Origin of the sequence: Pelomonas cellulosilytica (assembly GCF_021353265.1) — a bacterium.
GTDB lineage: Bacteria > Pseudomonadota > Gammaproteobacteria > Burkholderiales > Burkholderiaceae_C > Pelomonas > Pelomonas cellulosilytica.
In genome coordinates this window covers 30,035-51,693 of sequence record NZ_JAJTWU010000003.1, presented here as the reverse complement: position 1 = coordinate 51,693, position 21,659 = coordinate 30,035, and the positions used below count along the sequence as shown (strand labels likewise).

The 21,659-nt window shown below is 71.0% G+C and carries 16 protein-coding genes; 1 reads left to right on the top strand and 15 read right to left on the bottom strand.

All coding sequences use genetic code 11. The features are described 5' to 3' along the window. Positions 1–3: 3 nt before the first annotated feature. The 15 genes from LXT13_RS07705 to LXT13_RS07635 form a co-directional block, all read right to left on the bottom strand. A complete protein-coding gene (locus tag LXT13_RS07705) occupies positions 4–1,371 on the bottom strand; it encodes an ATP-binding protein (protein ID WP_233371258.1) in 1,368 nt (455 codons plus the stop codon). Next, positions 1,355–3,214 (bottom strand): contractile injection system tape measure protein, encoded by a 1,860-nt coding sequence (locus LXT13_RS07700; RefSeq protein WP_233371257.1) that lies wholly within the window; start codon positions 3,212–3,214, stop codon positions 1,355–1,357. Before LXT13_RS07700 ends, LXT13_RS07705 begins: the two co-directional genes overlap by 17 nt. Further along, positions 3,207–5,750 (bottom strand): hypothetical protein, encoded by a 2,544-nt coding sequence (locus LXT13_RS07695; RefSeq protein ID WP_233371256.1) that lies wholly within the window; start codon positions 5,748–5,750, stop codon positions 3,207–3,209. The genes LXT13_RS07700 and LXT13_RS07695 overlap by 8 nt, the downstream gene beginning before the upstream one ends. Beyond that, positions 5,747–6,541, bottom strand: a complete 795-nt coding sequence (locus tag LXT13_RS07690) for a hypothetical protein (protein ID WP_233371255.1) — start codon at positions 6,539–6,541, stop codon at positions 5,747–5,749. The genes LXT13_RS07695 and LXT13_RS07690 overlap by 4 nt, the downstream gene beginning before the upstream one ends. Continuing rightward, a complete protein-coding gene (locus LXT13_RS07685) occupies positions 6,538–10,377 on the bottom strand; it encodes a baseplate J/gp47 family protein (RefSeq protein ID WP_233371254.1) in 3,840 nt (1,279 codons plus the stop codon). The genes LXT13_RS07690 and LXT13_RS07685 overlap by 4 nt, the downstream gene beginning before the upstream one ends. Then, positions 10,374–10,799 carry a GPW/gp25 family protein gene (locus LXT13_RS07680; RefSeq protein WP_233371253.1) on the bottom strand — a complete coding sequence of 142 codons (426 nt, stop codon included), beginning with the start codon at positions 10,797–10,799 and terminating at the stop codon, positions 10,374–10,376. Before LXT13_RS07680 ends, LXT13_RS07685 begins: the two co-directional genes overlap by 4 nt. Before the next feature lie 8 nt (positions 10,800–10,807). After that, positions 10,808–11,107, bottom strand: coding sequence for a PAAR domain-containing protein (locus LXT13_RS07675; RefSeq protein ID WP_233371252.1), 300 nt, complete (start codon positions 11,105–11,107; stop codon positions 10,808–10,810). 18 nt (positions 11,108–11,125) lie between these two features. Then, positions 11,126–12,916, bottom strand: coding sequence for a type VI secretion system tip protein VgrG (vgrG, locus tag LXT13_RS07670; protein WP_233371251.1), 1,791 nt, complete (start codon positions 12,914–12,916; stop codon positions 11,126–11,128). Between the two features lie 4 nt (positions 12,917–12,920). Further along, entirely contained in the window at positions 12,921–13,658 is a 738-nt protein-coding gene (locus LXT13_RS07665) for a CIS tube protein (RefSeq protein ID WP_233371250.1), read from the bottom strand. 1 nt (position 13,659) lies between these two features. Beyond that, the gene (locus LXT13_RS07660) at positions 13,660–13,827 is read right to left on the bottom strand and encodes a DUF5908 family protein (RefSeq protein ID WP_233371249.1); all 168 of its coding nucleotides are present in this window, start codon (positions 13,825–13,827) and stop codon (positions 13,660–13,662) included. Between the two features lie 10 nt (positions 13,828–13,837). Beyond that, positions 13,838–14,353, bottom strand: coding sequence for a phage tail protein (locus tag LXT13_RS07655; protein WP_233371248.1), 516 nt, complete (start codon positions 14,351–14,353; stop codon positions 13,838–13,840). Beyond that, complete coding sequence (locus LXT13_RS07650) at positions 14,353–14,778, bottom strand: phage tail protein (RefSeq protein ID WP_233371247.1); 426 nt, start codon at positions 14,776–14,778, stop codon at positions 14,353–14,355. The genes LXT13_RS07655 and LXT13_RS07650 overlap by 1 nt, the downstream gene beginning before the upstream one ends. A gap of 96 nt (positions 14,779–14,874) precedes the next feature. After that, positions 14,875–16,494: a phage tail sheath family protein gene (locus LXT13_RS07645; RefSeq protein ID WP_233371246.1), complete on the bottom strand. Its 1,620-nt coding sequence runs from the start codon at positions 16,492–16,494 to the stop codon at positions 14,875–14,877. A gap of 18 nt (positions 16,495–16,512) precedes the next feature. Further along, complete coding sequence (locus LXT13_RS07640; protein WP_233371245.1) at positions 16,513–17,331, bottom strand: hypothetical protein; 819 nt, start codon at positions 17,329–17,331, stop codon at positions 16,513–16,515. Between the two features lie 12 nt (positions 17,332–17,343). After that, positions 17,344–17,916, bottom strand: a complete 573-nt coding sequence (locus LXT13_RS07635) for a Pvc16 family protein (RefSeq protein WP_233371244.1) — start codon at positions 17,914–17,916, stop codon at positions 17,344–17,346. A 253-nt stretch (positions 17,917–18,169) separates the two neighbouring features. Here LXT13_RS07635 and LXT13_RS07630 point away from each other — a divergent pair, with 253 nt between their 5' ends. Beyond that, positions 18,170–21,652, top strand: coding sequence for an nSTAND1 domain-containing NTPase (locus tag LXT13_RS07630; RefSeq protein WP_233371243.1), 3,483 nt, complete (start codon positions 18,170–18,172; stop codon positions 21,650–21,652). Positions 21,653–21,659 lie beyond the last annotated feature (7 nt).

Genomic DNA, 21,659 nt, shown 5'->3' with positions numbered 1-21,659 from the left:
CGTCTACACCGTGCGCCCTTCCTTGCGCAGTTCCTTGGCGATGCCTTGGCGCAGGTCGGCGGCGTTGATGCGGTCGCGGCCGGCCTGCATCGCGTTGATCGCGCCGAAGCGCACGACGTTGGCGATCGCGCCGCCGGCCAGCTCGTGGCGCTCGGCTAAGTCGGCCAGGTCCACGTCGACGTCCAGCCGGCCGGTGTGCCGCACCATGCCTTCCCACAGCCGCAGCCGCTGGTCGGCGTCGGGCATCGGGAAGTAGATGGCCGACTGGAAGCGCCGCGCGAAGGCGTCGTCGATGTTGCCCTTGAGGTTGCTGGCGAGGATGACGGTGCCGGGGAAGTCCTCCACCCGCTGCAGCAGGTAGGAGATCTCCTGGTTGGCGTGGCGGTCGTTGCTGCTGGAGGCGGCGGTGCGCTTGCCGAACAGCGCATCGGCCTCGTCGAAGAACAGGATCCAGTGGCGGTGCTGGGCCTGGTCGAACACCTCGGCCAGGTTCTTTTCCGTCTCGCCGATGTATTTGGACACGACCATCGACAGGTCGATGCGGTAGACGTCGGCGCCGACTTGCTGGCCGATCAGCGTGGCCGTCAGTGTCTTGCCGGTGCCGGGCGGGCCGAAGAACAGGCAGCGGTAGCCGGGCTTCAAGGCCTTCTCCAGCTGCCAGTCGCGCATCAGCGTGTCGCCGTGGCGGGCCCAGGTGGCGATGGCCTGCACCTCGTCCATCACGTCGGCGTCCAGCACGAGGTCGCGCCAAGTCAGCCGCGTCTGGATGAGCTTGGCGGGGAAGTTGGCGCTGTAGTCGGGCTTGCGCGCTTCGCCGTGTTGCAGCAGGTCCAGCGTGTCGCGGCCGGCCAGCAGCGCCGCGCTGGCCCACGGTTCGCCGGGCGCGTCGTGCTGCAGCCGCACGAGGCCGTGCCGACGCAGCGGCGCGCCATCGTCCAGCAGCCGGTGCAGTTCGAAGCGCCGCGCCAGGTCGTCACCGGCCAGCAGGAAGGCGGCTGTCTCCACCGTGGGCAGGAAGCCGCCGTGCTGTCGCGCCTTCCAGCCGCCGAACTCGCAGAAGCCACGGTTGAGGTTCTCGTTGGTGACAAACAGCAGGTCCAGCAGCTGCGGCCTGAGGTACGGCGCCAGCGCCAGCGCCAGCAGCAGCCGCTCATCGAGCCCGAGGCCGCAGCGTTGCACGAGCTGCGCAAGGTCGTCCGCTGTGGGGCCGTCGGCCAGTGGCGGCGGGGCGGCCAGCTGGGCGGCGCCGTCCAGCGTGCCGAAATGCCCCGCCAGCCGCGCCCGTAGCACGCCGTCCAGCCAGTGCAGCTCGGCCTGCAATGCCTGCGCGTTGGCCCGCGCGCGGGCCTGGAGGTCAGCGCCAGTCGACATGGATCACCCTTTCCATCCACGGATGCCGCAGCGTCGAATAACCCCAGGGCAGTTGGTCGATCAGCATGTCGAACGGCCCGTGCTCCACCGCCAGGCGCCAGGCATCGTCGTGCAGCGTCAGCGTGGCGCTGCGCTGCAGGAAGGTCTGGCGCAGGCCAGCGACGGATGTCTGGCCCAGGATGCGCCAATGCTGGATGACGGCGCCCAGCAGACCGTCTACGGCGGCCGCCTCGGCCGCCGTCAGCTCGATGGCGCGGGGCAGCGGTGTGTCCAGCGGCAGGCCGCACAGCAGCTTGTTCAGCAGCAGGGTCGGCTCGGGCGCCGCGGCCTGGCCCGTAGCCAGCGCCTGCAGCAGCAGGGCGGCGCGCGCCGCCGCGTCAGGCCTGGCGAAGGCGGCGCCGCCCTGGGCCAGCACTCCGACATGCGAGAACAGCCGCGGCAGGTAGGGGGACAACAACACGAGGCCGGCATTGCCGATGGCGAGCGCCTCGGCCTGCGGCGCGGGGGCGTCGGCCGTCAGCGCGGGCTCGGGGTCTGGCGGCTGTGCTGCAGACCGGGCGGTCTCCGCCGCCGGCGAAGGCGCGGTTGAGCCCACGGAGCGCCACGGTAGCCGCAGGCCGGACACGGCCGCGGCCAGCGCCGACGAGGCGCGGCGCACGATGCGGTCGAACCAGCCGGCCGGCGGGTCCGCCGAGGGCAGCTGCGCCAGTTCGTCACGCACCTGGGCCTCGAAGCGTGGCACGTCGAAGGTAACGGCGCGGTAGCGCAGCGCGTGGCCCAGCGTGGCTTGCCACAGGCGGCGCTTACGTGCGTCGACGCTGGGGCCTTGCGCCGTGCCGTCGCCCGCGGCCACGGTGCTGATCCACGTCGTGACAGCCTGGCCGGCGGGCTCGGTCATCCATAGGCCCAGCAGCTGGGGCAGCAGTGTCAGCGGCAGCAGCTGGGCCAGCCTTTCGCGCACGGCGGGCGCGTCGGCTGCGCGCTCCAGCGTCGTGCGCAGCCAGTCGCGGTCTTCGCGCAGCAGCGGCACCCACGCATGGGCCAGGCCGTGCAGCGGGTCGGCATCGGCCACGGCGTCGGTGTCCAGCGCCGCGAGCAACTGGGCGCGCAGCAGCATCAGCACGGCGGGGCGCGGTGTGGTGGCATGGTCCAGCGCCTGGCTGAGCACGGTCGTCCACCACGCGCTGCGCGCGCGCGGCGACAGGCCCAACTGGCGGGCGGGCGCGAGCGCCTCCAGCAGCCGGTCCGCCGCGCCCGGCTCGCCGGGCATGAAGGCGCGAACCAGGGCGGCCAGTAGTGCCTCGTCGAACTGCTCGGCCAGGCGCAGCAGCAGCCGGGGTCGGTCGGGCACCGCGCGTAGCGCGGCGACGAGGCCCGTGGCGTCCTCGGCCAGCGCGGCGACAAGCAGCGCCTGCACGTCGTCGCCGCGGGCCTGCCAGGGCAGGCGGCCGTGGCGCAGGAAGTGCAGCAGCACGTCGCGCCGCGCCTGTGGCCGTGTGCGCACCTGCAGGCCGGTGGCGCGGCCGGCGGCGCTGCTGCCATCGCCGGTGGCGCGCAGTTCGGCAAGCACGCGCTGCAGGCGCTCGCGCAGGCGGCGGGGTGCCTCGTCTTGCCAGTCGTCGGGGGGGAGCTCGCCGAGGTCGATGGCCAGCTCGTCCAGCCGCCAATGCTCGTCGGCCGGGCAGCAGGCGTCGAAGACCTCGTCGATGACGCGCAGCAGCGGCCCCTGTGCGCAGGCTGCCAGCCGGGCCTCGGCCTCCTGCGGAGCAAGGCCCGTGCAGCAGCACATGTCGAACGTCAGCCGCTCGACGACATGGGGAGAGGGGCGGTCCCAGTCAAGCATGGCCCTGCACGACCGGCGGTGCGCCGTCGTCCTCCAGGGTCCAGGCCTTGGCCTGCCGCGGGTCGGCGGCCAGCAGCCGTTCGATGAGCTGGCAGGCCAGGCCGTCGGCCGCCCATTGCGCGGCCTCGTCGTCCGGCGCCTGGCACCACGCCCGCCGTGCCTGCAGCCAGGCCGCGTGGACCGCCTCGAAGTGCTGCATGGCCTCCGCGCCTAGCACCAGGCAGTGCAGCGTCAGGTGCGCCGGGCAGCTGATGCGCAGCGTCTCACGCGCAAAGCGCTGGAACGCGGGCTGGCTGGTGCGCTGTGTCCAGCCCGGCAGCACGGCGGTGACGCGCAGCCGGTGAAAGTCCGGCACCAGCCGCAGGCGCGCATGCCGGGCGGAGCCGCGGTGCAGCGGCCGCAGCAGCACATGCTCGACGAGGTGCAGGCCTTCGCAGGCCTGATCGACGCCCCGCAGGTACAGCCGCAGGCTCGCCGCCGCGCGCCGGGCGGCGGGCGCGTCGTCGAACTCCGCCAGGCGCCACCAGCGGCCGTCGTCGTCGGGGCCCAGCGCCAGCAGCCAGCTGCCGCCGGGGCCGGCCAGCAGTCGGTAACGGGACTCGTGCTGCCCCGCGCGCCACAGGCCCAGCGGCAGCGGCTGGCGCAGCCATGGCAGGCGGCGCAGGTCGGCGCGCAGCTGCTGCATGTCGCCGGGCCGCGTGGAACCGTTGACGCCCTGGCCCTGCGCCAGTGCTGGGTCGTCAGCGGCGAGCAGGCGGGTCGCGTGGCTGTCGTCCGGCTGGGGCACGAGCTGCAGGCGCTCGTCCTGCAGCACCTGCGTCAGCGGGCGGTCGTGCCACAGCTTGAAGCCCAGCAGCAGGCTGGCGCGGCGTTGCATGCCGCTGCAGTTGCCGGCTTGGTCCCACGACGGCTGGCCGGGGTCGAAGCCCCCGGCGCGGTCGCGCGTGATCGTGACGATGTCGCGCAGCCAGGTGGCCTTGTTGTCCAGCAGCAGACGTTCGGCTTCGCGCGGCCGCAGGTGGCCGAGGAACTGCCGCATGGAGTTCTGCGTGTAGGTCTCGCCGTGCAGCGCGAGCAGGTGGTCCAGTGCGCGATGCTTGCGCTCGGGCGTGCGGTCCAGCGGCTTGTAGACGGTGTCGGCCACCTGCGGCAGCGGCTGCAGATAGAGCTGGTCCAGCCCAGGCACGGCGTCGGGGCCGATCATCTGCGTCCACAACCCCTGGCTGGCACCCGGCGCCACCGAGAACAGATCGCGCAGATGGTGTAGCTGGGCCAGCCCCTGCGCAATGCTCTGCTCCTGCATCGCCAGGTAGGCCTTGAGCTGCTTGGCACGCGCATGGCGCTGTGGGGGCGCGCTGGCCGACGGGCCGTGCCGGCCGAGGCCGTACAGTGCGGGCAGGTGCTCCTGCACAGACGTGTAGCGGTCCATCGGCCGATGCTGGCCGCGCGGCAGCAGCTCGCTGGCGCGCTCGGCCTGGTGCCGGTCGGTGCGCGCGCGCTGGGCGAGGCTGGCGGCGTAAAGGTCGTCCAGCCGGCGGTGCAGGTCCTGCCAGGCGACGGGCACGAGGTTGCCGCGCCGGCGCACCGTCATGCGCACCGGCACGTCGCGCTCGGGCAGGCGCAGCGCGAGTGCCCAGTCGGTGCCCTGCCAGGGCACGGGGCACATTGTGGGTGGCTGGCCCTCCAGCTGCAGCGCCAGCCCGCGCACGTCGGCGACACCCGGGACGGCCTGCACGAGCGCGGCGAGCGCCGCGACGGCGAGCGGCGCGGCCCCGGCGCGCGGCAGGTCGCGGTCCTCAATGAAGCCGTGCTGCAGCGCCGGCCCCGTGTAGATCTCCTCCAGCGTGCGGCCCTCGCGGCGCAGCTCGTCCAGCGTGCGTGACACGGCCGCGTGGGCGATGTGGCGCGCGCAGCGGTCGTAGACCTCGGCCAGGATGTCGACGGCGTCGCGCGGGCCGGCGATCTCGATCTCGCCGAGCAGCTCACAAGGCACGTCGCGCAGGCAGACCACGTCCGCGTCCAGGTCCTCGCCGAGATTGCGGCGTGCGAGGAAGGCGGCGCGGGCCGCGGCGATGTGGTCCCGGCGCGCGGCGTCGTTGTCGCCGGCCTGGGCGCTGAGCTGCAGCCGCAGCCGGTACAGCCCGGTGCCGGGCAGCGGCTCCACGCTCGCGTCGTCCAGCCCCGGCACGGCGTCCAGCAGGTGGCGGCGGTAGTCGGCCGGCGTCGTCGCGCGGCAGGGCAGCGCCTCGGCCGGCGGGTGCAGCGACTGGTCAGCATGGTCGATGCGACCGTCCGGGCCGGTCAGGTGATCGGCCACCGGGAAACCGGCGCGGTAGACGATGTCCGTCAGCCCGAAGCACAGGTGCTCCAGCAGAGTGATGCCGGGGTCGTGCAGGTTGTGGTCGGTCCAGATGTCGCCGCTGAGCGTGCGCAGAAGCGCCATGCCCTGCTCGCGCAGTTCGTCGAAGCCGATATCGCCGTCATCGGCCGGGCGCTCGACCGCGGTGGGGGCGGGCAGGGCGGGGCGGGCGCTCATCTCAGGCTGCCGTCTGCCATGTGGGGGTCGTGCCAGAGCGCCGTGACGGACGCCTGGATGACGCGGTCGTCGCCGTAGTCGCACTGCGTGCGCACTTCCAGCTGGTAGTGGCCGTGGCGGCCGGAGCCGCCCGTCCAGCGCAGCTGCAGCCGGTCGCAGCGCTGGCCGTACCACGCATGCTGCGCGCGGATGCGCTGCCGGCTGGACAGCCAGCTCAGCCAGCCCGGCAGCGGGTTGTAGGTGTTCATCGCGAAGGCATGCATCAGTGCGAAGCGGCCGGTGTCGGGCCGGCCCACGCCGGCCGTGATCTCGAAGGCGTGGCAACCCTGCAAGGGGCCGGTCAGCGCATGCCAGCGGCCGTCGGCCAGCAGTGGCTGGCCGTCGGGCGTGAGCCGGTGCAGCTCGCCGCGGCGGCCTTGCGATGCGACGACGCCGCGCACGTCTAGTGTGGCGGCGGGCGTACCGGTGCCGATGCCCACGCGGCCGTCGAGGTCCAGCGACAGCGCGGGTTGGGGTGCGCCGTCGCCCTGGCCGTCGCCGGCGCGCAGCAGCAGCTGGTTGCGTTCGCCGCCGAAGCCAATCGACCAGATCGGGTCCTCGCTGTCCTGCTCGCGGAAGAAGCTCAGCAGCGCCTCGTCGCTGGTGATCTCGAAGCCATGCCGGGGCGTCTTGCGGAAGCCCTCGTCGCTCATGTTGAGCATGGACTCGATGAGGTCGCCGAAATGGTCGCTCGTGGGCCGGCGGCCCTCCTCGAAGAACTGCTTCAGCGTGGCGCGGTTGCGGGTCGTCATGGCGAGGCCCTGCCGATCACGAAGGTGCTGCCGACGGTTAGCTGGCTCACCCCGGTGGGCTGCGGGTCGGGCAGGGCCGGCGCGTCGGTGGCGGTGAGCAGGTGGTAGGACAGCGGCACGGCGAGGCTCCACGGCACCCGGGCCTGCGCATGTGCCGCGCCGGGGCTGTCGGAGATGGCCGTGTCGTCCAGGCCGTAGTGCAGCCTGTCATCGCAGGTCAGCGTCAGCAGCGACAGGCGGCTCACGCCTTGCACGCCGTCAATGGTGCGGATGCGGGCTTCCAGCTCCTCGGCGCGCACCAGCCAGTCGAAACGTGGGCCGTAGCCGTCGTCGAACCACGGCGACAGCGCCCGCAAGACGGCGTCGTTGACGCGCCGCAGCGTCGCGCCTTCATGTGCGCCGCGGCGCAGGCTGATCGTGGCGCGCAGCTGCAGCTGGTCATAGCTGGGGTTGCGTACATTGAAGTCGGCAAACGGCGAGGCCGCGGCGCGCAGCGCATCGGCCATGCGGGCCAGGTCCAACGCGTTGAAGCGCGGCATTTCGCAGGCCAGCGCCGGGTCGTTGCGCGGCAGTGCGGGTACGACGACGACCGTGATGCGGCCGCTGCCGTCGCTGGCCGGAATGCAGCGCACTTTGCAGATGTCCGGGAAGCGCTCCAGCAGCAGCCGCTCGATATCCCAGCCCAGAGACGCACGATTCTTGTGCTGCAGCCGCTCGCCGGCGCGGGTAATGAGCGCACGCTCATCCTCCTCGCGGCGCAGACCAAACGAGCGGCCTACCTGCGTCACCGCGGCCAGTCCGCGCAGGCCGGAAGCGGGCCTGCCGATGGCGCCATCGCTCAGCGTGGCGGGCGGCGCCGGTGCGCGGCCGGAGGCGGTAGCGGTGGCGGCGGCGGCCAGCTCACGCTGCAGTTCCACGCCCTGCGTGCGCACCGACAGCAGGCCGGCGAAGTGCTCGAAGTCACTCGACGCCGACAGCCGCAGCCAGTACAGCCCGGTCGGCATGATGCGGTGCTGCGTGTCCATGTCGTAGGGCAGGTCCAGCGTGACGATGCCGGATGTGATGCCGCCGTGCGTCGTGTCGCCGAGCACGCGGTGCGGCGGCAGCGGGCGCCAGTCGTCGCCGGTCAGCGTCGCCCAGTGCAGCGCCGGGCGTGCTGTGTCGCCGGCCGCGCTGGCGGCCAGCGGGTCGTGCAGCTGGAACAGCAGCGTCAGCAGGCCGCCAGCGTCGCAGCCCTGCAGGCCGATGTAGAGGTTGCCGTTGTCGCCCAGGTCGGGCAGCAGCCGGTGGGTGCTCCCGGTGGCGGCCGAGATGAGCGGCTGCAGCCCGAGCGGGTGCAGGTGGAAGACCCGTTCGCCCAGCGGGCAGTCCGGCCCGCCGGCGGGCTCGTCGTCACGGTCCAGCGCGATGACGCTGCTGGCCTCGTAGCCCAGCGACAACCGCTCGATGACCGGCGTGTAGGGCGGGTTGGGCAGGGGCCGTGGGTGCCGCCGGCGCGCGTTGGCGGACACGGCCGCAGCAAGTTCGGCGGGGTAGGCGGCGTGACCGAAGGCCGGCCGCGGGCCGTCCAGCTGCAGCCGCAGCAGGCCATGGCGCGGGCGCGGCATGCGGCCCCAGTCGTCGCTGCTGGCGCGGCCGAGCTGGCGCAGCGAGCCGGGGTCGATCTCGATGTGGCGGTTTGACTGTAGTTCGCGGCTGTGTGCGTCCTGCACGAACAGCCGTTCGTCGCCGGGCAGCGTGCGGCTGGGGTGCCAGCGGCCGTCGCGCAGCCACGCGGCGCTGGCCGTGAAGTCGCCCTGGCGCAGCAGCGCGGCGTGCGGGCCGGTGTAGCCGGCGTAGTGCGCGTCGAAGCCGCCGGCGTCGGCCGGCAGCTCGCTCCACGCGAGGTCCAGCCACAAGCGGTCCAGGTTCTTGCGGGCTGCCTCCTGCGCACCGATGGCCACAAAGGAGGACAGGTTGGGTAGCGGGCCGAACGGCATGAAGGCCTTGCTTGCGTCTAGCCGGCCCAGGTGGTTTTCGACGTAGAGCTGCCGCAGGCCGCGGACCGTGACGGACAGTTCGGCCGCCGCCAGCGACAGCTGCGACAGCAGTGAGTAGGGGTAGAGCCGCCCCTGCGTGGTCAGCTCCAGCCGCAGCACGGGCAGCCGCGTGGTCCAGTCGGCACCGTGCAGGGGCGGCTCGCAGCCGACGATCGCCGGCGCGTCGGGCTTGAGGCGGATGCGCAGCGCGAGGTCGCAGCCCGCCGTGGCTGGCTGTGACCCGGTGGCACGCCGCTCGGCGCGCTCCAGCCGGCAGTCCACGACCAGCCAGCCGGTCGCGCCGCTGAGGCTCACGCGCAGCGCACCCTGCAGCAGTCGCGTGAAGAGCTGCGAGCGGCGCGGCGGCAGGCGCTCCTTCAGCATCAGGGGCATCGCCAGCCGCGGCACGCGCTCGAAGGCGGCGCGCAGTTCCAGCCAGTCCCGGGTGTCGAGGTCGCCGGGGATCGGGTTGCCACTGGCGAGCGCGCGCGCTTCCTGCGCGTCGCTGACGGCCATCAGCCAGTGCGGCAGCAGCACGCCGAAGGCTGCGCGCAGCGCCTCGGGTGTGCGGGCCTGCAGCACGGCGTCGCGCAGCGCCAGCAGGCGCGGCCCCGGGCCAGCCTCGGACTGGCGCAGCAGCAGGCGGATCTCGCGCTCGCCCTCGGCCAGCCACAGCAGCGGCGACGCGACGGCCAGCCCGATGCGCGCGTCCTGCGTCTGGATGCTGCCTCCGCCGAACAGCGGCCAGGGGCGCCGGCCGTCCGGCACGGGCTGGGCGAGCTTGCAGCGCGTGACGTAGGCGACATGGCATTCGGGCGCGATCAGCGAGTCGCGCTCCTGGTGCAGCGTGTACAGCGCGGCGACACGCAGGTCGGTCAGCGCCAGTGGTGCGTCGGTCACGAAGCGCACAGGCCGGCCGGCGGCGTCCTTGCCGGCGTCGAAAGCCGTGCCGGCCGGCAACTCCACGTCGCCGGCCGTGCGGAGGTCGCGCTCGCAGGCCAGCAGCGCGCGATCCGCCCGCGGCGGCAGCGGCTGGAAGCCCAGGCAGTCGCGCAGGTAGAAGGCCACGTGCCGGGCCGGCAGGCGGTTGACTTGCTGTTGGGCCACCTCGCAGAGCTGCAGGAAGGCGATCAGAAGCGCCGCGGCGGGCTCGTGGCGGCGGGTGGGCAGACTGGCGGGCAGGAGCGCCTCGGCGAGGTGCTGCACGTCCTCGGCGGCGCTGAGCAATGTGAAGAAGCAGGCGCGCAGCCGCTCGCGGTCGTCGACGGCGGCGGCAGGCAGCGCGGCGGATGCCTCGTCGGCCGGTGCCTGCCACAGCGCCGACAGCTCGCGCGCAACGGCACCCGGCGCGGGCGGCGTGCCGGCAGTGTCTTGCGGCTGCAGAAAACTCCGGTCGATCCAGCGCAGGTCCGGCGCCAGCTGCTGGGTGATGAGCAGCTCCAGCCGATCGCACAGCTGGCGGGTCGCCTCGTCTTCCGCGCCGGCCAGTGCCCGCCACCAGCCATCCAGCTCGCCAGCCAGCGACAGCGCCTGCGCGGCCAGCTGGGCCGGCGTGGCCGTATCGGCTTCCGCGCTGAAGCGCTGCTGCCGTGGCCAGAGGTCGGCGGCAGCGATGCGGGCCATCATCAGCGTGGGGTCGTTGGTGAACAGCGCGCTCCAGTCACCGACCTCCTGGTGATTCATGTCGTGGAAGCGCAGCTGGCGCGCGAGCCGCGCGGTGAGTTCCACGCGCTGGGCAAAGTCCAGTTCGTCCGGGCGGAAGTAGCCCGGCTCCAGCGCCCGGGGAAAGCGCTCACTCTGCGCGGTGCCGTCGGTCATGGCGCGCGCCCTCCCGCCGCGTGGCCTTCCCGCAGGTAGAGCGGGTAGACGAGGTTGTGCGGGCTGTTGCTGGCACGCAGTCGGTAGTCCAGCCGGATGCGCAGCAGGCCGTCGGGCAATGTGGTGGTGTCGAACGTGACGGCATCGAGCGCGATGCGCGGCTCGAACAGCAGCACGGCCTTCTCGATGAGGCTGCGGATCTCTGTCAATGCGCTGGTGTTGATAGTCTGGAACACCATGCGGCGCAGGTTGCAGCCGTAGCTCGGGTGCATCAGCCGCTCACCCGGCGTCGTGCCCAGTAGGATGTGCAGGCTCTCTTCCACGTCCTCGACGCCGGAGGCCGTCACGGCGCTGCAGCTGCGCCGGTCGAAGGCCGGCGGGAAGGCCCAGCCGGTGCCGAGGAACCCGATGTCGCCGTCCATGGTGGTTCTCAGCCGCCGATCAGCACGGTGGGCAGGCCCAGTGCGATGTTGCCGCCGTGGGCCGTGGGGTCGCCCATGCGGGCGGCGGGCCGGTTGCTGATCAGCACCGTCGTGGAACCCATGACGATGGCATCTGGCGGCCCCACGCATGTGGCGTTGTCGCCCACGACGGCGGCGGGCAGGTTGCCGATCAGCACGGTGGGTACGCCCGGGCCGATGATGGGGCCGCCGACATGGGGTACCGGCGGCAGGCCTGGCGTGACCATGGGGCACACGTGCAGGTCAGTGAGGCGGGCGGCGGGCGGCATGGCGGCTCCTTCGCGTCGTCAATTGATCATGACCAGGGCACCCTTCACCGTGGTCTGCCCGGAGGCTGAGACCTCCGCGGTGGCGTTGCCCTTGCCTGTGAAGCCGATCTGCGCTTCGCACGCCACGTTCAGGCCGCTGGCCTTGACGTCAGCCTTGGACGTGAGGGTGATGGCGTTGACCGCATCCAGCTTGATGCCGCCCTTGGCGGTGAGCGTGATGTCCTTGGGGCTGTCCAGCGCGATGCCGGCGTCACTGAGCTTGACGGTGTTGCCGTTCTGGTCTTCCAGCAGGATGGACTTGTCCTTGTCGCTGAGCACGATGCGGTTGCCGCCAGGCGTGGTCAGCGTGATGACCTTGTCCTTCTCATCGAACTCCAGCTTGTGCTTGCAGCGCGTGACGAAGGCCTTGGTGTCGTTGGGCGCTGCCAGGTCATAGGGGGGCTGGCGGCTGCTGCTGTAGAGGCTGCCCAGCACGACGGGGTGCGACGGGTCGCCCGCGAAGTAGCCCAGCACGACCTCGTCGTCCACCTCAGGCAGCAGGAAGCTGCCGAAGCCGCTGCTGGCGTGGCCCTGCATGAGCCGCGCCCAGACGCCTTCGGTCTCGGCCTGCAGCACCGGCAGTTTGACCTGGACGCGGTGTTCGCCGGCCGGGTCAGCATCGAGCTTGGTGACGACGCCGACCTGCAGGCCGGTGATGGGCGGCAGCAGCGCGCCGGCGGCCGGCGCCGGTACGTCGGTGCGGCCGCAGAACCAGTCCGGGTCCAGGCCGAACTCCACCTCGGTCGTCCAGTCGCCGTCCTCGATGCGGTGGCGCAGCCCGGTCACGAGGACGTTGCCGTTGAAGCGGTTGCCCACGCCCTTGAGCTCGATGAGTTCGCCAACCTTCACCTTCGCGCAGCCCTGGAAGCTCAGCTGGCCGCGCACGCGCGCCAGGCCCGACTTGACCTGCTGGGCCTTGGCCCACTGCGTCAGCATGTCCTGGGTCTGCGGTGCGCCGGCTTGCATGCGGAAGCTGTCCAGCCCGATCACCGCGGACAGCGCTTCGGTGTCGAGGTTGCCTTGCGCGGGCAGCGTGGCCGGGTCGGCTGCGGTTCCTTCCAGGGCTTGCTGCGCCTTGGGGTCCCACGAGAAGGCCTGCGCGCTGGCGTACTGATGACGGGCATCCACGTCGCCTTCGAAGGAGATCAGGTCCACGCCGTAGGTGATCGTCAACGCTGCTGCGCCGCTCGCCTTGGGCGGCTTCACGGCCACGGTGCCGTCGGTGGCGATGACGAGCAGGCCGTTGGCTTCGGCGCGGGCCAGCATGAAGTCCCAGTCACAGCAGAAGTGCTGGGCCAACTCACGGTGCGTCACCGTCGTGGCCTCGACGTCGGCCGTGAGGCCGTGGGCGGCGATGAGCGTGTCGATGACGTCGCTGTCCGTTACGTCGAGGTGGTTGGCATTGCGGCGGCCGACGGTCATCTTGACGGCCTTGTCGCGGCAATCCACCACCAGCCGGGCATCGTTGGCGCCCAGCACGCGCAGGCCGTGGCGCACGACGATGCCCTCGAACAGCGTCTCTTGCTGCTGGCCGTAGCCCGCCTTGACGGTGAGCAGCGCGCCGGGCTTGAGGTCGTCGGTGTCGCTGATGGGGAACTTGCGCTCGGGCATGTCGCCGTCGTTGAAGACCAGCCGCGCGCTGGGCACCGTGTTGGCCGCGCGCTGAACCGTCACCGACACCAGATCGTCACTGTGCGCCAGGCGCTGGCCATCCACCATCACGCTCAGCGTGACGACGCCGATGCTGTCGAGCAGGGGGGAGTCGGCCATGCGCTTACCCCAGCTGCTCTCGCGGCGGAAACTTGAGCACCGTGCCGGGCGGAATGTTGCGGAAGTCGGTCAGTCCGTTGTAGCGCGCCACCTTCATGAAGGACGACGAATCGCCGTAGACGTCCTCGCACAGCGAGCCGATCGAATCGCCTTCGATCATCGTGACGTTGCGCGTGGACGTTGAGATGCGGCTGGTGACGCGGCTCTTCTCCTCCTTGCTCATCGCGCCGACGAAGCTCATGTCCACCTTCGCGCGCAACGGGTCGCCGCTGGGCTTGAACAGCGTGTACTGCGACTTCAGCGACTCCAGCCGGCCGAAGAAGATCAGCGTGCCCCACAGCACGCGCACATAGGGCGGCTCGCTCTTGATGTCCATGTACTCGTAGACGACCTTGGTCAGCTGTGCGAGCTGGCTCTTCACGTCGGGCGGCTGGCCGCCGACCGGAGGGGCGACGCCGGTCCCATCCAGCACGATGGAGAACGACACGCGCTCGTCGTCCATGCTGCTGAACTTGGGCTCTTCGCCGGGCGACCCTTGTGCTTTTGTCTTGCCGTACTGGACACCGAAGCTGTGGCTGAACTCCGCGGGGTTGATCTGGGCTTCGAAGGTGGTGTTTTCGTCGAGTTGCACCGCGCCGGTGCGCGATAGGCTATAGCGCATCAGCTGCAGTCGCGTGAACGCGGTGCGCGTGCTGTCGGCGGGCGAGCCGGCACCGCGTTCGGAGCTCGCATGGGCCGCCACGTCAGCGCTCCTGCTGGGTGCGCAGCCGCTCGATCAGCCAGGTGCGGCACTCGGCCAGCAGCTGCTCGCGCAGCCGCTGAAGTTCCCGTGGCGGGATCGCGGCGGGCGCCGGCGGCACCGCCGGTGTGATCTGCGAACGGATTAACAGCTGGCGGACTTCGATGCTCATGCTGCCTTCCTCATTTGGTCCTGGTGGCGCCGGCGTGGGCGAGCTCGATGCGTTCGATGGCCACTTCGCTGCGCGTCGCGTTGAATGCCTCGACCGACCACTTGACGGGGTAGGCGTTCCTGACGACCCAGACCCGCAGCGGCTGCTCGCGCGCGTTCAGCAGGGAGACGCGCAGCAGGATCGGCGAGATGGGCTGCACCAACCCGCCTTCCAGGATGTCCTTGCACCATTGCAGTAGCCGTGAGTCCTTCGGCGCAACCCCCCGAGCCAGGACCAGTCGCGGATGTTTGACCGCTTTGGGCAACTGATGCACGAACGCGTTCTGGCCGCCCTCGACAACGGTTTCCACATCCATCTCGGCGTCCAGGCCGCTGACCTCGCGGAACGCGCTGTCGTCGTCGGGGCTGTTGGCGCCGAAGCTCACGGAGAAATGGAACGCCAGTGGTGGACGGTCCGGCGTCTCCTTCTCCTCTTCCTCCGCGTTGGAGGGAGCCGCGCCAGCTGCGTGGAGTAGCTCGTTCTGCATCAGCTGTTGGCGATGACGAGGCCTTCGTGGGCGATCACGATGGTCTCGATCGCCACCTCGTTGCCGGTGGACTTGAGGTCGGTACTGGTGATCTTGGTCGGCCACGCGTTGGTCAACGTCCAGACCATCGTCGGCGCGCCGCCTTCGTCCAGCAGGCTGATCGTGACCGGCTTGCGCTTGATCGTGTTCATCTTGATCTCGGCAAACCATTCCCAGAACTTGTTGTCGCCCTTGAAGACGCCTTTCTTCATCGTGACGTCGCTGTACTTCTTGATGCCGGGCATCTTGATGACCGAGAACTCCGGGCTGTCACCGCGCCGGTACTCGATGGGTTGGGCTTCCACGTCCAGGCCCGAGACTTCCTGGAAGGACATGACCGCCGAGTCCCACTTCACTTCGAAGCGGAACTTGGGGAGCGGCCACACCGTGGTCGATTGCGCTGATCCGTCGTCTGCCATTGCCTGCCTCCGCGAGGGTTAGGGATTGGGGGAAAGGGGGGAATCCAGTCGCGCGGTGGCGGCTCAGGACTTCTGCATCTGCTGCTGGAAGGTGATCTCGATGAACTCGGCCGGGCGGCTGATGGCCACGAGCACGGTCACGCGCAGGATGCCTTCGAGGATGTCCTCGGACGTCATCGTCTCGCCCAGGCCCACATGGACGCTGAAGGCGTCTTCCGGCACCGCGCCGGCGAGGCCGCCGCGCTTCCAGATGCCGGTCAGGAAGCTGGAGATCATGCTCTTGATGGTCACCCACGTATTGGCCACGTTCGGCTCGAAGACCATGGCCTTGGCGGCCAGCCGGCAAGACTCCTCCAGCATGATCATCGTGCGGCGCACGTTGATGTAGCGCCAGTCCAGGCTGTTGCCGTCCAGCGTGCGGGCGCCCCAGACGAGCACGCCTTCGCCGATGAAGCTGCGGATGGCGTTGATGGACTTGCCCTGCGTCGTGACGTTGAGGTCTTCCTGCTCCTCGTGCGAGATGCTGACTTCGGGCGAGATGACGCCGTTGAGGCTGACGTTGGCCGGCGCCTTCCAGACGCCGCGGCTGTTGTCCACCATCGTGTAGACGCCGGCCATCGCCGCCGACGGCGGCAGCAGGTTCAGGCGGTTGCGCGCCTCGGTCATCAGCGTGTTGTAGAGCGGGCTCATGGACACCAGGCTCTTGTGCAGCAGCGACTTGTGCGTCTCGATGGCCACGTCCAGCGCGGCGCGCGTCAGGGCCTTGGCCTTTTCCTCATCGGTCTTCGTGGACGCGTTGACGAGGTCGGTGACGTACTTCTCCCAGTCGGCGTTGGTCTTGGTGATGTCGGCCACCGCCTGGATCTGCTGCGCCAAGCGCGGCGGCGTGGTCTTGGGATCGGCCGCCTCTGGCAGTGACAGCTCCTTGCGCAACAGCGTGGCGAGCAGCTCAGGATTGGCGATGCGGGTGTAGTCCAAGTCCTTGTCCTGCACCACCGTCGTGTTCACCCACGGGTAGTAGGCGGCGGCGAAGTCCAGGTAGTTGACCCCCAGGTCGTTGCGGAAGGCCTCGATCGGGTCGCCGCCGGGGTCCTTGCGGTCCAGATAGCCGCCCCACACGTCGAGGATGGCGATGCGGTTGCGCATCTTGCCGCCGCAGTGCTGCAACATGGCCTGCTGGACGGCGACGCAGTCGGGGCGCTTGAGCAGAACAGCGTCGGGGATGACCAGCATCGTCGGCTCTTGCTCCTTGATCAGCGGCGTGATGCCGTCCGTGAGCTTCTGGGCGTCGACGTCCTCGTCGTAGCCGCCGACCGAGATCACGTAGCAGGGGCCACCGCCGTTCTGGAAGAAATGCACCATGCCGTGGTACAGCAGGTATCGCCCACCGGCAGCGCCGACGGCCTGGGTCAGCGCGTAGTCCTTGCCGTCGGCGCGGAAGTCGGAGCGGCCGTTGGCCGCGGCCTCCTCGATGGCCAGCTTGGGGTCGGGGCCATGGCCGAAATAGCTGTGGTACTCGGCCATGGAGCTGATCCGCCAGGGCTTGTTGCGCAGCGACTTGCCGCCGTTCTCGGCGCGGCGCGTGTAGCCGACGAAGGCGGGCACCGCGGTGGCCACTTCGACGATGGAATTCGGGAAGGCGTTCTTCTCGACGATATAGACACCGGGTGTCTTCATGACCATGGCAGGCTCCTCAGCGGGTTATCGGTGCACGTGGATTTCGGAGATGACCGCCGGCTGGCCGTCGATCACTTCGCGGGCGAGGAACTGCGCCGCCGGCAAGGGCAGCCGGCGGATCAGCACCTTGTCGGAACGGCCGTCCGGCTCGGGGCGGCTGCGCAGTTGCAGGCGCTGGAGCGGTCGCTGCCCGAGCGGCAGGCGGCCCAGCGAGCGGATGGCCAGCACGGGCGTGCCGTCGTCCATGTGGTCGGCGGCGGGCGCGCCAAATTCGGTCTGGCCCGCGGCATCCACGATGGCGAGCGCCGGCTCCGGCCAGTTGCCGTGCAGGCAGTACTTCCACACCGTCGCGCGTGGCGCCAGCTGCCAGCGTAGCCGCAGCGGCACGGGTGGCGAGACGCCGGCGAGCAGGCCATCGATCGGCAGCCACAGCAGCGCGAACGGCGGCAGCTGCCGGTCGCGCGGCTGCAGCAGCGCGGCCACGTCGGGCGAAGTCAGCGGGCGGGGCTCGGCCGCCAGATCTGTCGCGCCGCCGGGCGTCGGGCCACCGACCCACAGCAGCTGCCCCGGGCGCTCGGCCCGGTCGTCGGTGCCGCAGGCGAAGGCGTCGTCGGTCGCGAAGACGCGCCAGGCCAGACCGCCATCGGACGTTTCCAGCCTGTCCAACGTGTCCGCAGGCGCGTGCAGGTGCAGACTTGAGCCATCGCTGCGCGCGAGGACGCCGCAGCGGCGCAGCGTGTCGGCCGTCTCGGCAGCGGGCTCGAAGCGCAGGCCGCGGCAGCGGCCGTCGGCGTAGTAGCCATGGCCCACATCCAGGCGCAGCAGGGCGATCCAGTCGTCCATGCGCATCTCCGTTCAGCCGGCAACGCCGACGCGCGGGCTGCGCACGGCGGGAAGTTGCGCGTCGGGCTGACGCGCATCGATGGTGAGCAGCCGGACGCGGTACAGCACCGACGGCACGTAGCGCCCGCCGAGCATGCCCCACAGCGTGGCGGTCTCCTGCAGGCCGAGCGGCTCCAGCGACAGCATGAGCTTGTCTAGCCGCGCATCCAGCCCTGGAGAGTTCTGCGCGTCCAGCACCGGCGTGGCCTGGAAGCAGGCGATGGTGCTGCCGATCAGCTTGAGCGCCTCGGGGTAGGTGGTGCCGCCGTAGTTGGCGGCGAACATCACGAGCAGGTTCAGGTGCAGCGGTGTCGCCGAGCGGGCGAGCCGCTCGCCGCTGCCGATCGGATGGAACGGCTGGCCCGGCACGCGTTCGGGCTCCAGGTTCACGAGGAAGGCCGACAGCCGGTGCGTGGCCGCCGCGGCCGGGCTGCCGTCGGCTTCCTGCAGCCCCGTGACGGCGACGAGGTCCTCCGCCGACTGGTGCGAGCGGCGCAGCACGGCGTTCAGGTGTCCGGCGAGGTGGAGGAGGGCGGCGTCGATCACGGACCTTGAGGTGTCGGCTTGGATGCCGCAAAGATAGGCAGCACCCCTGCGGTGGGCCATCGGCTGGATGCTGATTCCGGGCCTCCGTTTTGCGGAGATGCCGCCCGGACTGCGGGTTTCCATCGCCGAAGGCGCAACGGGGGCGGCTGTCAACCTGTCAACTCTTCGGGGCTGCGGTCTGCTGACGGCACGGTGCGCGCTCTCTAGACTCGTTTCTTGAGGCGCCAGGAGCCGACCTCAGGGAGAACGCAAGATGGCCCGGACCAGCGACGGCACACATCCCAGCACCGCGCTGACGCCGGCTGCCGCGCCTGCTGCACCCGCCGCTGGCCGTGAGCTTGGCGGCGCGCCGACTCGCTTCATGCTGTCCGACTGGTGCGTGGACGTGCCCACGCGGCGCCTCAGCCAGGGTGACGAGAGCGTGACGCTGGAGCCGCGGCCGATGGCCGTCCTCGTTGCGCTGTGCCGGCAGCCCGGGCTGGTCATTTCAGCCGAGGCTTTGCTGCACGACTGCTGGCCCGACGCTTCCACGCAGGGCGACAACCCCGTGCACAAGGTCGTCGCCGGCCTGCGGCGGGCGCTGCATGACAGCGCCACGCAGCCCCGCTACATCGAGACCATCCGCAAGCAGGGCTACCGGCTGCTGGCACCGGTGCGCGTGTTGTCGGCCCAGGGTCCGCGCAGTCATGCGGACGGCTGGCGGGGCCAGTCGCCGTTCCGCGGGCTGGAGTCGTTCGACGAGGCGCATGCCAGCGTGTTCTTCGGTCGCGATGCGGCCGTGGCGGCACTGCGCGCGCGGCTGGCCGAGCAATGGCGCCGCGGGCATCCGCTGGTGTTGCTGCTGGGGCCGAGCGGGTCCGGCAAAACCTCGCTCGTCCAGGCCGGGTTGCTGCCGGCATTGCTGTCAGCCCCAGCTGATGACAACGCTGCCGATCCGGCGTCTGTTGCACTTCATGCCTGCACGGCGGCAACCGTGGACCTGGGCGCCCTGGCCGCCACGAAAGGCGGCGATGGGGGTGACGTGTGGGCCGGGCTGGCCGGCGCGTTGCTGGACTGGGAGTGCCAGGGCGTGCCGCTGCTGTCTGGATTCAGCATCGACAGCCTGTCGGTGCTGTTGCGCGAGCGCCCGCAGGACATGCTGCGGCAGTTGGCCATCGGGCTGGATGCCACGCGGGCACTGCGGCCGGGCGCGCTGGCGCCGCCGCTGCTCGTGCTGGACCGGCTGGAGGCCTTGCTGCAGGGCGACACGGCGACTGTGCAGCCCGTCTTCAACACGCTGGAATTGCTAGTGCGCAGCCGGCTGGTGCTGGTGCTGGGCGTCTGCCGCAACGACTTCTATGCTGCGCTGGCGCGCCAGCCGCTGCTGATGGCCGGCAAAGACGGCGGTGCACACCTGGACCTGGCGCCGCCGGACGCTGGCGAAATCGCGCAGATGATTCGGCTGCCGGCGCAGGCCGCCGGGCTGGCCTACGGGCTGGACGGCAGCGGCATGAACCGGCTGGACGACCGGCTGTGCGCCGATGCGATGCAGGCGCCGGATGCACTGCCGCTGCTGCAGTACACGCTGCAGCAGCTCTACCTGAACCGGGAGCCGGGCGACGTCCTGTCGTGGGCGTCGTATGAGGCACTGGGCGGCCTGGAGGGCGCCATCGGCCGCCGCGCCGAGGCCCTGGTGGCCGACCTGCCGGAGGCGCAGCAGGCGGCCATGACGCCGCTGCTGTCGCGGTTGGTGACGCTCGCGGGCGACGAGGCCGTGCCCACCAGCCGCTGGATGCCGGATACCGAGCTGGTGGACTCCCACGAACGCGCTCTGGTGGAGGCCTTCGTCGAGGCCCGGCTGCTGGTGGCCGACATGTCCACCGGCGGCAAGGGCTACCGCGTGGCCCATGAAGCGCTGCTGCGGCGCTGGCCGCGCGTGACCGGCTGGGTGGCCACGCATCGCGCAGCGCTCGTCGCGCGCGACGCGGTGGCGCCCTGGGTGGCGCGCTGGGCCGAGGGCGCGCGCGCCGGCGCGCTGCTGCTGCCGCGCGGCGCCACGCTGTGGACGGCGGCGCGCGCGCTGGCTGAGGCGCCCGAGCTGTTCGGGATGCAGGAGCGCGAGTTCATCCGGCGCTCGCGGCGCCGCCTGCTGCGCCAGCGCTGGAGTCTGGGCGCTTCCACCGCCGGCGCGCTGCTGCTGGCAGGCGCCGCCGTGACAGCAGCCATCGGCTACGCCAGGCAGGCCGACGTGGCGGCGCAGCGCGAACGGCAAAGCCGGCAGCTTGCGTCCTTCATGTTGGGCGAGCTGGCCGACGGCCTGCGGCCCATCGGCAAGCTGGCGCTGCTGAGTCGCATAGGCGAGCAGGGCCTGCAGTTGCTGGGGCCGGCCGACACGGGTGAGGCTGGCGGCTCACCGGACGACGTGCTGCAGCGCGCTCGCGCGCTGGTCGTCATCGGCGAAGTCAACAGCAGCCGCGGACTCGGCCGCACGGACATCGCCGTGGACGCGCTGAACGCGGCGCGGACGCTGCTGGAAGGCCTGGCGGCCGGCGGTCATCTCACGGAGGTGAAGCCGGGTGACTACTACCGGACGCTGGGTGCTGCGTCGTTCTGGCTGGGCCAGATGGACCACGACGCCGGCAACCTCGACGCGGCCGCCGCCGCCATGGAGCGGTATCGCGAAGCCAGCCTGCAGTGGCAGCGCGCGGCGCCCGAAGACGCCGCGGCGACGGCGGAGCTGGGCTATGCGTTGCAGAACCTCGGCTCCATCGACGTGCGACGGGCGCGCTGGCAGTCTGCGGAGCGCTGGTTCAACGATTCGCTGGCCCTCAAGCGCGATGCACTGGCAAGGGCACCGCAGGATGCCGAAGTCCGCGAAGCGGTCGCGAACACGCAGACCTGGCTGGGCCTGGTGGCCTATGTGCGCGGACGGCCGCTGGAAGCGCTGCAATGGTTCGACGACGCGCTGGCTGAGCGTCAGACGCTGAGCGCCGGGCGTGCCGAGGAGCAGTCGCGACTGTGGGCACTCGGCACGCTGGAGCTGCGACGTGCCGATGCGTTGCGCGCTGCTGGCCGTGTGGCCGAGGCGGCGCGGATCATGGCGTCGGGCGTGCAGCGCCTGCGCGAGGCCGAGCGGCACGACCCCAGCAACGCCTATTGGCGCGCGGACCGCCTCCATGCAGAGAGCCGCTTGTTGCTGGCGCGTCTGGATGCGGGCGACTCCGTCGACAAGGATCTCCCCGGCCTGCGCGCGCAGCTCAATGCCTTGGCGCCCGGCGCCGGCGAGGTGGCAGACGGCCAGGCTGCGCGCGATTTCGTGCGCCGGGAGGCGCTACTGCGTGTGGCGGTGGCGGGGGCCGAGCAGGCGTTGCACCGTGGCGACACTCTCTTGGCGACGCGACAACTGGCCGACGCCGACCACGAGTTGCAGGCTTTGGTGGAGCGGCGGCCCACGTACTGGCAGTTGCGGGAACTGCAGGCCCGCCACGCCCTGCTGACGATGCAACTCGGCGCTGCAGGGGTGCCTGCGCCGGTTTGCATGCGGCTGGGTGCGGCGTTGCGATCTGCCGTGGATGCGGGCCAGGGAGGTCTGGTGCTGCAAGCCTGGCTCGCTGCCCGGGACTGCAGTCCGGCCGAGGCCTTTTCTTCACAGGCGGCCAGTGACGTGATGACAGCACCACTGACGGCCCACGGCTATGTGCCTCTTCGCCTCAGCATCGCGCGCAAGTCGGCAAGCCGCTCCTCATCCCTGTCGTGATCTTCCC